This is a genomic window from Streptomyces mashuensis (assembly GCF_014654785.1).
In the GTDB taxonomy this organism is placed as follows: domain Bacteria; phylum Actinomycetota; class Actinomycetes; order Streptomycetales; family Streptomycetaceae; genus Streptomyces; species Streptomyces mashuensis.
Window position 1 is genome coordinate 165,480 of record NZ_BNBD01000012.1, and the last position, 12,881, is coordinate 178,360.

Here is a 12,881-nt window from a genome sequence, read left to right on the forward strand (position 1 = left end):
CCAGCTGGCGCGTTTCGTGTGCGTCGGTGCGTACGGACGGGCGGGACCAGGGCAAAGTCTACTGGCGCCCAGCCTATTAGGGGGCTGTCCTCGACGCTCCGGCCTCCTCGCCCCGGCTCTCGCGCCGCGGCCGCCGCGGCAGGACCCGCAGCGCATCGCCCACGTCGGCCACCTCCAGCACCCGCATGCCGTCGGGCACCTTGCCCGGGTCGGTGGGCACCAGGGCGTGCGTGAAGCCCAGGCGCGCGGCCTCGGCCAGCCGCCGCTGCACGCCCGTCACGCGCCGCACCTCGCCGGCCAGCCCCACCTCGCCGATGGCCACCAGGTTCTTCGGCAGCGGAGTGTCGCTCGCCGCGCTGGCCAGGGCGAGCGCGACGGCCAGGTCGGCCGCCGGCTCGGACAGCTTCACGCCGCCCACCGTCGCGCTGTAGATGTCGCGCTTGCCCAGGGCGCTGATCCGGCCGCGCTGCTCCAGCACGGCCAGCATCATCGACACGCGCGACGTCTCCAGGCCGGAGGTGGTGCGGCGCGGCGAGGGGATCTGCGAGTCGACGGTGAGCGCCTGCACCTCGGCCACCAGCGGTCTGCGGCCCTCCAGGGTGACCGTCAGGCACGTGCCGGGGACGGGCTCGGAGCGGCGCGTGAGGAACAGGCCGCTGGGGTCGGCGAGACCGGTGATGCCCTCGTCGTGCAGCTCGAAGCAGCCGACCTCGTCGGTGGCGCCGTAGCGGTTCTTCACGCCGCGCACCAGGCGCAGGCGCGCGTGCCGGTCGCCCTCGAAGTGCAGCACGACGTCGACCAGGTGCTCCAGCAGGCGGGGGCCGGCGATCGCGCCGTCCTTGGTGACGTGCCCGACCAGCAGCGTGGACATGCCGCGCTCCTTGGAGGCGCGGATCAGCGCGCCGGCGACCTCCCGCACCTGGGCCATGCCGCCGGGCGCGCCGTCGATCTCGGGGGAGGCGACGGTCTGCACCGAGTCGAGGATCAGCAGCGACGGCTTGACCGCGTCCAGATGCCCGAGGACGGCGGACAGGTCGGTCTCGGCGGCGAGGTACAGGTGCTCGGAGAGCGCGCCGATGCGGTCCGCGCGCAGCCGCACCTGGCTCGCCGACTCCTCGCCCGTGACGTACAGGGTGCGGTGCTCGTCGGTGGCGGCGCGGGCGGCCACGTCCAGCAGCAGCGTGGACTTGCCGACGCCCGGCTCGCCGGCCAGCAGCACCACGGCGCCGGGCACGAGGCCGCCGCCCAGCACCCGGTCCAGCTCGGGCACGCCCGTCGAGCGCGCGGCCGCCTGCCGGCCGTCGACCTGCCCGATGGGCAGCGCGGCGTTGGTGACGCGGCCGGGCGTGGTCGTACGGACCGCGGGCACGCCGTGCTCCTCGACCGTTCCCCACGCCTGGCACTCGGGGCAGCGGCCGAGCCACTTGGCGGTGGTCCAGCCGCACTCGGTGCAGCGGTAGGAGGGCCGGTCCTTGGCGGACGAGCGGGAGGTACGGGCAGCAGCCATGCGGACACCGTAGCGGTGGGGTCCGACAACGCGTCCGGCCCCGGCGGCCGGGCCGGCCCTCGCCGTGGACGACTCCGTGGCAACTGCGCGGCAACTCCGTGACGACTCGGCGCCCATTGCGCGACAACGCTGCGGAGCGACCGGTTCCTGTCCCCCTTCGAGGGACAGCTTCACCCGTATGGGCTAAAGCTACGAGGGCAGGGCGAACGGGCTCCTACAGCCCGCTTACCTTCGCCGGGATGATGACGAGCAGGCCCGAGCCCCCCACGCATGCCACCGGCGCGCACCGCGCACCCAGCAGTGCGCCGAGCGCGGCCCGCCCCCCGGTCGTCGACCCCGCCGCCCCCGCCCCCACCGCCGAAGCCGCCGACGAACCCGACCACCACTCCCTCCACCCGCCGCATACGGACGCCTCCCGTACGCAGGCGGTGGGGGCCGCGCTCGCCGACACCGTCGCCTTCGCCGCCGAGGTCGCGCACCCGGGCTCCGCCGACCACGACGACGACCACGGGACGCTCGTCGACGACACACTCGTGCAGACCCCGTCCGCGCCCTACGAGGCCCACCTGGACGGCCTCTTCACGTACTGCCTGTCCGTCCTGCGCGACCACGACGCCGCCGTCGCCGCCCTGGGCGAGGCGCTCGCCCTCGCCGAGCGGCGCGCCGAGCGCGCCCCCGCGGCCGAGGAGAACCTGCGCGCCTGGTTGTACGCCCTCGCGCGCTGGGAATGCCTACGACGCCTTGCCGCACCACCGGCGCGCGGCAAAGGCCGCACCCGCACCCGCAGCGGCACGGACCCCGGTCCCGGCCCCGAGGATGAGCCCGAGGGCGGTCCGGAGGGCGGTCCGGAAGGCGACGGCCCACCAGCGCGCCGCGGTACCGGTAAGGACCCCGTCGCCGGCTCCGACTCCGGTGCCGCCCTCGCCCTCCTCGCCTGGCCGGAGGCCGCCGGCACCACCCCGGAGCAGCGCGAGTCCCTGGAACTCGCCGTCCGCCACGGTCTCGCCCCGCACGAGGTCGCCGCCGTCCTCCGCCTCGACCCCGACGCCACCCGCGCCCTGCTCTCCAGCGCCGCCTGCGAGGTCGAGCGCACCCGCATCGCCCTCGCCGTCGTAGAGTCCGGCCGCTGCCCGGTCGTGGGCCGCTTCGCCGGCGACAAACAGGTGCTGCTCGGCGCCACCCTGCGCCGGGAACTCGTCCGCCACGTCGACGACTGCGCCGACTGCCGCCGCACCGCCGAGCGCACCACCGCCGGCGAGCCGTGGCCGGGCACCACCGCGTCCACCGCGGCCCTGCCCGTACTGCGCGCCCCCCGCGGCGCCGTGCACGCCGCCATGCTGTCCGCCCTGGGCCCGCGCCCCGCGCGCCGGCGCGGGAGCCCGGCACGCGCCACCCCGCGCTTCGACCGCACCGGCTTCCCCGTCGCTCCCAAGGACCGCGGCGCACGCCGCGGGCTCCTGCGCAGCCGCGCCCTGACGACCACAGTCGTCGCCACCGTCGTCGCCGCGCCCGTCCTGGCCCTGTGGGCCGCGTACCGCGGCCTGCCGTTCGGCGAGGGCCACGAGGGCGCCCCCATGTCGGCCACCGATCCCGACAGCCTCGGCGGCAGCCCCCATGAGGCCGGCCACCCCCAGGGCGCGTACCCCGACCCGCACGCGGACCCGTACGCCGATCCCTACGGGCCGTACTACGGGGAGCCGGGCGGCGGCCGGCGCCCCACTCTGGGCGGGCCGCCGGCCCCCGGCTCCGGCGCCGCCCTCGGCCACCACCCGCCCGAGCTGTCCGTCGCCGTGCTCGGCCCCGACGGCAGACCCGTACCGGTGCGCGGCGCCCCCGGCGCGGCCCCGGCGCCCGGCGCCACGACCATGCCGCCGGCCGCACCGCCCGGCCGCGGTCCCGGCCGGCTGACCGTCGAGGCACAGCCCAGCGGCCCGGACACCGTCATCACGCTCAGCGCGAGCGGCGGCGAGCCCGTCAGCTGGTCGATGTCGGCCGGCGTGCCGTGGCTGCGGATCAGCCAGCCCGGCGGCGTACTGCGCCCGGGTCAGTCCGTGACCGTCACCGTCAGCGTCGACCGCTCCTGCGAACCGGCCGGGCCGTGGAGCGCGCGCGTGGCCATCGCGCCGGGCGGCACCGTGGTGACGATCGAGGGCCGGGGCGCCGGCCCCCGCACCGCTCCTTCCCCCGCCCCTACGCCGTCCGCCGCCGCCCTGCCGCCGCAGACGCCGCCGCCCTCCTCGGCACCGCCGGCCGGCTGAGGGCGGCTGACGCGGGCGTTCAGCGGGGGTCGGCCGGGTGCGGCGCCATCGGCAGCAGCGACGCCATGCGCTCCTGGCAGAGCTCCACCAGCCGGTCGTAGGCTGCGGGGCCCATCAGCTCGATCAGCTCCGCCCGGTACGACTCGTACACCGGCTTCCCGGCGCCGTGCGCCGACCGCGCCGACGTGCACCACCAGTGCAGGTCGTGGCCGCCCGGGCCCCAGCCCCGGCGGTCGTACTCGCCGATGCTGATCTGCAGCACCTGGGTGTCGTCCGGCCGGTCGATCCAGTCGTACGTGCGCCGCACCGGCAGCTGCCAGCAGACGTCCGGCTTGGTCTCCAGCGGCTCGCGGCCCTCCTTGAGCGCCAGGATGTGCAGCGCGCAGCCGGCGCCACCCGCGAAGCCCGGCCGGTTCTGGAAGATGCAGGAGCCCTTCCAGCGGCGCGTCTGCCGCTCGCCGTCGTCCTCGTCGAGCTGTGTCCAGCCCGAGTCCGTGCCGACGTCGTGGAACTGCCACACGTCCGGCGTGAGCCGGGCCACGTGCCCCGCCACCCGCTGCTCGTCCTCCTCGTCGGAGAAGTGCGCGCCCAGCGTGCAGCAGCCGTCGTCGGCCCGGCCCGCCTTGATGCCCTGGCAGCCGCTGCCGAACACGCACGTCCAGCGGGAGGTCAGCCACGTCAGGTCGCAGCGGAAGACCTGCTCGTCGTCCGCCGGGTCGGGGAACTCCACCCAGGCGCGGGCGAAGTCGAGCCCGACTTCGTCGGGAACGCCCGGCGCGCCCGGCGCGTCCGCCGGCTGCGTGCCCTTCTTGCCGGCCTTGATGCCGGACTTGTCCTGCTTGGCCTTCTTCGTCTTCGCCACCCCTCAAGCCTAAGTGGCCGCACCCGTCGCAGTAGCGTTCAGGCCATGAGACTCGGTGTCCTCGACGTGGGCTCGAACACGGTGCACCTGCTGGTGGTCGACGCCCACCCCGGTGCCCGGCCGCTGCCCGCCCATTCCCACAAGGCCGAACTGCGCCTCGCGGAGCTCCTCGACGACGACGGGGCGATCAGCGACACCGGCATAGAGCGCCTGATCGGCGTGCTCGGCGACGCCCTGCGCGCCGCCGAGGACAAGGGCGTCGAGGAGGTCCTGCCCTTCGCCACCTCCGCCGTCCGCGAGGCGTCCAACGCCGACGCGCTGCTCGCCCGCGTCCAGGAGGAGACCGGCGTCGCCCTGTCCGTCCTCAGCGGCGAGGAGGAGGCCCGGCTCACCTTCCTCGCCGTCCGCCGCTGGTTCGGCTGGTCGGCCGGAAAACTCCTTGTCCTCGACATCGGCGGCGGTTCCCTGGAGGTCGCCTACGGCCTCGACGAGGAACCCGACGCCGCCGCCTCCCTCCCCCTGGGCGCCGGCCGCCTCACCGCCGCCTGGCTCCCCGGCGACCCGCCCGACCCCGCCGACGTCCGCGCCCTGCGCCGCCACGTCCGTACCGAGATCGCCCGCCGGGTCGGCGAATTCGCCCGCCACGGCGCGCCCGACCACGCCGTCGCCACCTCCAAGACGTTCCGGCAGCTCGCCCGCATCGGCGGCGCGGCCCGCTCCGCCGAGGGCCTGTACGTCCAGCGCACCCTGGACCGCGCCGCCCTGGAGGAGTGGGTGCCCCGGCTCGCCGGCATGACCGTCAAACAGCGCGCCGCGCTGCCGGGCGTGTCCGAGGGCCGCGCGGGCCAGCTGCTCGCGGGCGCGCTCGTCGCGGAGGCGGCCATGGACCTCTTCGGCCTCGACGAGATCGAAATCTGCCCCTGGGCCCTCCGCGAGGGCGTCATCCTGCGCCGTCTGGACCACCTGCCACCGGGCTGAGGCACGCCCCGCCGAGCCCCCGCCGGCCCCCGCGCCGTACCCCCCGGTGACGCACACCACGCGGTGATCCGCCTCACGGCCCCCTATTGCCCGCCCCCGCCCCGCAGCCCCGCCGGACCCCCGCCGAACAGGGACGGAACCGGCGCGACGGCGGGGCGGGGACGGCGGCCGGCGCCCCGTCCCCGCCCCCTCGGTGATCGTCTTTCCGCCGAGTGACCGACCACCTGCCCACCGTGGCGGGGCCGGGCATACGCTGTCCCTCGTGACAGAGCCAGTGGTGCGCATTCCGGATGCGAAGGTCGCCCTGTCAACGGCATCGGTCTACCCCGAGTCGACGGCGACGGCCTTCGAGATCGCCGCGCGCCTCGGCTACGACGGCGTCGAGGTCATGGTCTGGACCGACCCCGTCAGCCAGGACGTCGACGCCCTCCGCCGCCTGTCCGACTACCACCAGGTGCCCATCCTGGCCGTGCACGCGCCCTGCCTCCTCATCACCCAGCGCGTATGGTCGACCGACCCCTGGGTCAAGCTCCAGCGCGCCCGCGCCGCCGCCGAACAGCTCGGCGCCGGCACCGTCGTCGTCCACCCGCCCTTCCGCTGGCAGCGCTCCTACGCGCGCGACTTCGTGCGCGGCATCTGGCGCATGGCCGACGAGACCGACGTCCGCTTCGCCGTCGAGAACATGTACCCGTGGCGCTACCGCGACCGCGAGATGCTCGCCTACGCGCCGGACTGGGACGTCACCAAGGAGGACTACCGGCACTTCACGGTCGACCTCTCGCACACCGCCACCGCCCGCACCGACGCCCTCCAGATGATCGACCGCATGGGCGACCGGCTCGCCCACATCCACCTCGCCGACGGCAACGGCTCCGCCAAGGACGAGCACCTCGTCCCCGGCCGCGGCAAGCAGCCCTGCGCCGAGGTGCTGGAACGTCTCGCTGTGAACGGGTTCGACGGCCACGTCGTCATCGAGGTCAACACCCGGCGCGCCATGTCCGCCGCCGAGCGCGAGGCCGACCTCGCCGAGGCCCTCGCCTACACCCGGCTGCACCTCGCCTCCCCGACGGGAGCGCACCGCCGGTGACGGAACCGGAGACCACCCCCCGGCGGCGCGGCCGCCCCGCCCGCACGGACGCCGCCACGGGCCCCGGCGCACGCGAACGCATCCTCACCGCCGCCCGCGCCGAGTTCGCGGCCCACGGGTACGACAAGACGTCCATCCGCGGCATCGCCAAGGCCGCCGCCGTCGACCCCGCCCTGGTCCACCACTACTTCGGGCCCAAGGAGGAGATCTTCGCGGCGGCCGTCGAGGCCGGCTTCGCCCCCGCCCTTCTGGCCCCCGACATGCTCCCCGCCGGCCCCCGCGAGGAGCTCGGGGAACGGCTGGCCCGCTTCATCCTGCGGCTCTGGGAGGACCCCGGCACCCGCGAACCACTGCTGGCCGTCGTCCGCTCCGCCGTGGCCAACGAGAAGGCGGCCGAGGTCTTCCGCCACCTCGTGTCCCGGCGCCTCATGATGCCCATCGCGGGGGAACTCGACGTCCCCGACCCGCGCCTGCGCTCCGAGCTCGCGGCGGCCCAGCTGGTCGGGGTGGCCATGCTGCGCCACGTCATCAAGATCGAGCCCTTGGCGTCGGCGGACATCGACGACGTCATCGCTCAGGTGGCACCGGCGGTGCAGCGTCACCTGACGGGGGACTGAGCGGGGACCCTTCCGGGATCACCCCCATCTCACCCCGATCTCCGTCTCGGATGCCGGAAAGCCCGTCCGCCTCGCCGGACGACCGGCGTAGGCTCGAACGTCCGAGAACCCTCGAGTCACCGCCTGAGACACGGCCCCGGACGACATCGAGGCCCCCGGAGCCACCGAGAAGTGGAGAGGCCATGCCCCAGCTGAGGTCCCGCACCGTCACCCACGGCCGCAACATGGCGGGCGCCCGAGCCCTTCTGCGCGCCGCGGGCGTAGCGCGCGAGGACTTCGGCAAGCCGATCGTCGCGGTCGCCAACAGCTTCACCGAGTTCGTGCCCGGCCACACCCACCTCCAGCCGGTGGGCCGCATCGTCTCCGAGGCCGTCAAGGCGGCGGGCGCCATCCCGCGCGAGTTCAACACGATCGCCGTCGACGACGGCATCGCCATGGGCCACGGCGGCATGCTCTACTCGCTGCCCTCCCGCGACCTGATCGCCGACTCCGTCGAGTACATGGTCGAGGCCCACTGCGCCGATGCCCTCATCTGCATCTCCAACTGCGACAAGATCACCCCGGGCATGCTCATGGCCGCCCTGCGCCTGAACATCCCCACCGTCTTCGTCTCCGGCGGTCCCATGGAGTCCGGCCGCGCCACCCTCGTCGACGGCACCGTCCGCACCCTCGACCTCGTCGACGCGATCTCCGACGCCGTCAACGACAAGATCTCCGACGAGGACATCCTCCGCATCGAGGAGAACGCCTGCCCCACCTGCGGCTCGTGTTCCGGCATGTTCACCGCCAACTCGATGAACTGCCTCACCGAGGCCATCGGCCTCGCCCTCCCCGGCAACGGCTCCGTCCTCGCCACCCACACCGCCCGCCGCGCCCTCTACGAGAACGCGGCCCACACGGTCGTCGACCTGGCACGGCGCTATTACGAGCAGGACGACACCACCGTTCTGCCGCGCTCCATCGCCACCCAGGCCGCCTTCGGCAACGCCATGGCCCTCGACATCGCCATGGGCGGCTCCACCAACACGATCCTGCACCTGCTGGCCGCCGCCCAGGAGGCCGGCGTCGCCTTCGGCCTCGACGAGATCGACGCCGTCTCGCGCCGCGTGCCCTGCCTCGCCAAGGTCGCCCCCAACGTCGCCGGCAGCCGCACGTACTACATGGAGGACGTGCACCGCGCCGGCGGCATCCCCGCCCTCCTCGGCGAACTGCACCGCGCCGGCCTGCTCGACGAGGACGTCCACGCCGTCCACAGCCCCTCGCTCTCCGACTGGCTGAAGACCTGGGACGTCCGCGGCGGCTCCCCGTCCCCCGAGGCCGTCGAACTGTGGCACGCCGCCCCCGGCTGCGTCCGCTCCGCCACCGCCTTCTCGCAGTCCGAGCGCTGGGAAGCCCTCGACACCGACACCGAGAACGGTTGCATCCGCTCCGCCGACCACGCCTACTCCAAGGACGGCGGCCTCGCCGTCCTGCGCGGCAACCTCGCCGTCGACGGCTGCGTCGTGAAGACCGCCGGCGTCGACGAGTCCATCTGGACGTTCGAGGGGCCCGCCGTCGTCTGCGAGTCCCAGGACGAGGCCGTCGAGAAGATCCTCGCCAAGCAGGTCCGCGACGGCGACGTCGTCGTCATCCGCTACGAGGGCCCCAAGGGCGGCCCCGGCATGCAGGAAATGCTCTACCCCACGTCCTTCCTCAAGGGCCGCGGCCTCGGCAAGACCTGCGCGCTCATCACCGACGGCCGCTTCTCCGGCGGCACCTCCGGCCTCAGCATCGGCCACGTCTCGCCCGAGGCCGCCTCCGGCGGCACCATCGCCCTCGTCCAGGACGGCGACCGCATCCGCATCGACATCCCCGCCCGCACCATCGAGCTCCTCGTCCCCGAGACCGAGCTCGCGGCGCGCCGGGAAGCGCTCGCCGGCACGTACGCGCCGAAGAACCGCGACCGCAAGGTCTCGCAGGCCCTGCGCGCGTACGCCGCCATGGCCACCAGCGCCGACAAGGGCGCCGTGCGCGACGTGACCAAGCTGGGCTGAGGACCGCCGGGAGCGGGCGCCGGGACGCTGGGCCTCTTTACGGGGCCGGGGCCCGGCGCCCGGCTCTCAGCGCCTCAGCGCCTCAGCGCCTCAGCGCCAGCCGGCCGGGTTGCCGGCGCTCACCGCGAACACCGTCCCGTCCGGCGCCGCCCCGAACACCCTGCCGTCCGCCACCACCGGCGCCGGCAACAACTCCAGGTAGCCGCTCCCCGCCCGCGCAAGACGCGGCGACGTCTGCCCGAGCAGCGTCCCCCGCGCCGTGTCCACCGCGAGCAGCCGCCCGTCGGCGGCCGAGAAATACAGCCGGTCGTCACCGTCCCCGCCGGCCACCAGCGCCGAGGCGTTCGCCACCGACGTCTCCATGCGCCACCGCGTACTGCCGTCCCTCATGTCGACGGCCGTCAGCTTGCCGAGCGACGACAGGACGTACACCACGTCGCCGCGCGCCGTCACGCTCATCGCCTCCGCCGCCGGCGTGAGCCGCACCCGCCGCTCCCGCCCGCGCCCGTCCACCGACGGATCGAAACGGACCACCGCCGAGACACGCGACTGCGCGTCGGTCTGCGACAGGTAGAGCACGCCCCCGGGCCCCGTGCCGACCGTCGTCAGGGTGCCCTCGGCCGTCCACTGCCACAGCGTCGTCCCCTTCACGGCATCGACGGCCACCACATGCGTCCCCCGCCCGTCGGGCGTCGGCGCCACGGCGTAAGCGGCACCGCCACGGCCGTACGACGAGAAGACGGGCTTGATGCCGCCCGGCAGCACGTGCCGCCGCCACAGCTCCCTGTTCGACGCCCCGTCCACGGCCGTGACCGTCCCGTCGCCACCGACCAGCAGCACCACGTCCCCCGCGTGGTACACCCGGCCGCCGTACGGCGACACGTCCCGCGTCCACCGCGGCTCGCCGCCCGCCCGGTCCAGCGCCACCAGCTCCGTCTTGTCCGGCGACAGCGCGTGCACCAGCCCACCCGACACCACGGGCGCGCTCGGCGCCCCGCCACCCGGCCGCCGCGCCACGCCCTCGCGCCGCCACAGCACCTTGCCGGACACGGCGTCGAGGCGCGCCGCGTGCACCCCGCGCGCGGCACAGTAGAGAGCGCCCTCGGAGTACGAACAGAAACCGGCCCGCACCTCGCCGTTCCCCGCCGCGTCGGCCGCCACGGACGCCTCCCACGGCCGCCAGGCCGAACCGGCGGCCGTCGGACGCGTCACCAGCGGCTCCCGCCCCAGGCCACCCACCGCGTCCAGCGCCCAGACGGCACCCGCCACAAGCGCTGCCACGACGACCGACCCACCGGCGAGAACGACCCAGCGGGTACGGACACGGAGGCGGGGCCGGGGACGGGAAGCCGGGGCGGGGGTCTCTTCGGGGGACTGAGCGGGGGTCCGTTCGGGGGCCGGGGGCTCCGGGGCAGGTGCCGGGAGATCCGCGGCGTGCTCCCCAGAGGCGGACGACAGCGACGCCGGCGGCGACAGCGCTGACAACGACGACAGCATCGCCATGACGGCGTCCGGCGTCGGACGGTCCGCCGGCTCCTTCGCCAGGCACGCGCGGAGCACCGGGACGAGATCCTCCGGCACGCCCGTCAGGTCGGGCTCGTCGTGCACCACCTGGTACGCGACGATGTACGGGCTCTCCGACTCGAAGGGCCCCCGCCCCGTCGCCGCGTGCACGAGCACCGACGCCAGCGCGAACACGTCCGCTGCCGGCCCCACCTCGCGCGGCCGCTGGAACTGCTCCGGCGCCATGAACGGCGGCGTGCCGATCAGCTTGCCCGTCTCGGTGCGCACCTCGGCGCCCCGGCTGCCGTACGAACGCGAGATGCCGAAGTCGATGACCTTCGGGCCGTCCTCGGCCAGCAGGACGTTGCTGGGCTTGAGGTCCCGGTGCACGACACCGGCGCGGTGGATGTCGCGCAGCGCCTCGGCCAGCCCGGCCGCCAGTCGCCGCACCTCGGGGGCGCTCAGCGGGCCGCCCTCCCGGACGCGCTCGGAGAGCGTCGGGCCGGCGATGTGGAGCGTCGCCATCCAGGGCCGCGGCGCGTCGGGGTCGGCGTCGACGACCGGTGCCGTGAACGCCCCGCTCACCCGCCGCGCGGCCGCCACCTCCTGCCGGAACCGCGCACGGAACTCCGGGTCGGCGGCATGCTCGGCGTGCACCACCTTGACGGCCAGGCGCAGCCCGGAGGCCGACCTCGCCAGGTGCACGACGCCCATGCCGCCCGAGCCGAGGCGGCCCTCCAGGCGGTACCGGCCGGCGTACCGCGGCACGTCCGCGTCCGCGGCCGCTCCCGTCTCGCCGTCGCTTGCCCTGCGCAGTGGCGGCACGGTCCCACCCCCAAGTCACCCGACCCGGAGAGTAATCGATGGGCCCCGGGCGGCAGCGGAAGGCGTACGGCGCGTTGCTAGCCTGCGCATGACATTCGCAGACGACGGGGGAGAAACCATGGCGACCTACCCGATCGCGCCCGGCTACCAGGTCAACGTCCGCCGCGGTCCGAGCACCGACAGTGAGGTCGTCCGGGTCCTCCCGCAGGGCTCCAGCGTCAGCATCCGCTGCCAGACGCACGGCGAGACCGTCTCCGGCCCCTGCGGCACCAGCGACATATGGGACTGCATCGCCCCGGGGCAGTACGTCTCCGACACGTACGTGAAGACGGGCAGCAGTGGCTTCGTCGCGGACCGCTGCTCCGGCTGACGCCCGGCCGGCCCACGGCGCCGTCTCCGATAATCGAGACATGAGCGGAAATGGCAGCGGCGGTAGCGGCAGCAGCAGCGGCAGCAACGGTACGGGTGCGGGCGAGACCGTTCCGGACACCGGCCCCCGGCCGGAACCGATCCGCTTCTTCGGCACAACCTGGCTCCACCACGACGGCGGCTACGCGTTGCGCCGCGCCGGAGTCGCGGCCGGCGCCCTGGTGGCGGCAGCCGCGGGCGCCTTCGTCCTGCGGCTCGGCTACCAGGGGCTGACCATCGCCCAGGTGGGCGGCGTCGTGAACGCGCTGGTCGTCGTCGGCTTCGCCATCTGCAGCGCGCTGGCCTTCCGGCGCACCTGGGAGGGGTTCGGCCGGCGCCGCGAGGCAACGAGCGAGGCCGACGCGGCCGCGGAGCGGTCGATGCACAGCCTGATGATGATCGGCTTCATCGGCACCCTGCTCGCCTACTTCTTCCGGTGCTTCGCCGAAGCCCCGGGCGAGGGCCTCCACCGCCGGGAGTACGAGGAGGCCGTCGCCCGCCACCAGCGCCGCCGCGCCGCACGTACGGGCAACCCTGCCGCACGAGGGTCCAAGCGGCGGCGCAAGCACCCCTGAACGTCGTGTAGAGTTCTCCGAGTTGCCAGCCAGTCGGCGGCGTCACCACTTCAGCAAGAACCCCGAACGGGATGCATTCCGGCCTGCCCGGAATTGCGGAACGGACTTCGATTTGAGAAGTCCCGGGGAAAACCGCTAAAGTAGTGATCACGCCGGAAGGCGCGAAACACCCCGCTCCAACAGGGGGCCGGAAACGGAATCCGAACCGGAAACGGAACGGAAAACGGA

The 12,881-nt window shown here is 74.6% G+C and carries 10 protein-coding genes; 7 read left to right on the forward strand and 3 right to left on the reverse strand.

What is annotated here, in order from left to right; all coding sequences use genetic code 11:
- Window positions 1–76: 76 nt before the first annotated feature.
- Entirely contained in the window at window positions 77–1,507 is a 1,431-nt protein-coding gene (gene radA / locus IE305_RS25350) for a DNA repair protein RadA (protein WP_190132056.1), read from the reverse strand.
- 239 nt (window positions 1,508–1,746) lie between these two features.
- Between radA and IE305_RS25355 the strand changes: the two genes are divergently transcribed.
- On the forward strand, window positions 1,747–3,765 hold the full coding sequence (locus IE305_RS25355) for a BACON domain-containing protein (protein ID WP_190132057.1): 2,019 nt from the start codon (window positions 1,747–1,749) through the stop codon (window positions 3,763–3,765).
- A 19-nt stretch (window positions 3,766–3,784) separates the two neighbouring features.
- On the opposite strand, the gene IE305_RS25360 is transcribed toward IE305_RS25355, so the two are convergent.
- The gene (locus tag IE305_RS25360; RefSeq protein ID WP_190132058.1) at window positions 3,785–4,627 is read right to left on the reverse strand and encodes a DUF3109 family protein; all 843 of its coding nucleotides are present in this window, start codon (window positions 4,625–4,627) and stop codon (window positions 3,785–3,787) included.
- Window positions 4,628–4,672: 45 nt separating this feature from the next.
- Between IE305_RS25360 and IE305_RS25365 the strand changes: the two genes are divergently transcribed.
- From IE305_RS25365 to ilvD, 4 genes are all read left to right on the forward strand, one after another.
- A complete protein-coding gene (locus IE305_RS25365; protein ID WP_190132059.1) occupies window positions 4,673–5,605 on the forward strand; it encodes a Ppx/GppA family phosphatase in 933 nt (310 codons plus the stop codon).
- 262 nt (window positions 5,606–5,867) lie between these two features.
- On the forward strand, window positions 5,868–6,692 hold the full coding sequence (locus IE305_RS25370) for a sugar phosphate isomerase/epimerase family protein (RefSeq protein WP_190132060.1): 825 nt from the start codon (window positions 5,868–5,870) through the stop codon (window positions 6,690–6,692).
- Window positions 6,689–7,309 carry a TetR/AcrR family transcriptional regulator gene (locus IE305_RS25375; RefSeq protein WP_190132061.1) on the forward strand — a complete coding sequence of 207 codons (621 nt, stop codon included), beginning with the start codon at window positions 6,689–6,691 and terminating at the stop codon, window positions 7,307–7,309. The genes IE305_RS25370 and IE305_RS25375 overlap by 4 nt, the downstream gene beginning before the upstream one ends.
- Window positions 7,310–7,491: 182 nt before the next feature.
- Window positions 7,492–9,342 carry a dihydroxy-acid dehydratase gene (gene ilvD / locus IE305_RS25380; RefSeq protein WP_190132062.1) on the forward strand — a complete coding sequence of 617 codons (1,851 nt, stop codon included), beginning with the start codon at window positions 7,492–7,494 and terminating at the stop codon, window positions 9,340–9,342.
- A gap of 90 nt (window positions 9,343–9,432) precedes the next feature.
- Here ilvD and IE305_RS25385 read toward each other — a convergent pair whose 3' ends face one another.
- Window positions 9,433–11,670 (reverse strand): serine/threonine-protein kinase, encoded by a 2,238-nt coding sequence (locus IE305_RS25385; protein WP_190132063.1) that lies wholly within the window; start codon window positions 11,668–11,670, stop codon window positions 9,433–9,435.
- 88 nt (window positions 11,671–11,758) lie between these two features.
- On the opposite strand from IE305_RS25385, the gene IE305_RS25390 reads away from it, so the two are divergent.
- Both IE305_RS25390 and IE305_RS25395 read left to right on the forward strand, forming a co-directional pair.
- A complete protein-coding gene (locus IE305_RS25390) occupies window positions 11,759–12,040 on the forward strand; it encodes an SH3 domain-containing protein (protein WP_229891519.1) in 282 nt (93 codons plus the stop codon).
- A gap of 40 nt (window positions 12,041–12,080) precedes the next feature.
- On the forward strand, window positions 12,081–12,653 hold the full coding sequence (locus tag IE305_RS25395) for a hypothetical protein (RefSeq protein ID WP_190132064.1): 573 nt from the start codon (window positions 12,081–12,083) through the stop codon (window positions 12,651–12,653).
- The last annotated feature ends 228 nt before the right edge of the window (window positions 12,654–12,881 follow it).

Coding starts and splice junctions, on each gene's coding strand:
- radA (WP_190132056.1), bottom strand. CDS start 1,507: ATGGCTGCTGCCCGTACCTCCCGCTCGTCCGCCAAGGACCGGCCCTCC.
- IE305_RS25355 (WP_190132057.1), top strand. CDS start 1,747: ATGATGACGAGCAGGCCCGAGCCCCCCACGCATGCCACCGGCGCGCAC.
- IE305_RS25365 (WP_190132059.1), top strand. CDS start 4,673: ATGAGACTCGGTGTCCTCGACGTGGGCTCGAACACGGTGCACCTGCTG.
- ilvD (WP_190132062.1), top strand. CDS start 7,492: ATGCCCCAGCTGAGGTCCCGCACCGTCACCCACGGCCGCAACATGGCG.
- IE305_RS25390 (WP_229891519.1), top strand. CDS start 11,759: ATGACATTCGCAGACGACGGGGGAGAAACCATGGCGACCTACCCGATC.
- IE305_RS25395 (WP_190132064.1), top strand. CDS start 12,081: ATGAGCGGAAATGGCAGCGGCGGTAGCGGCAGCAGCAGCGGCAGCAAC.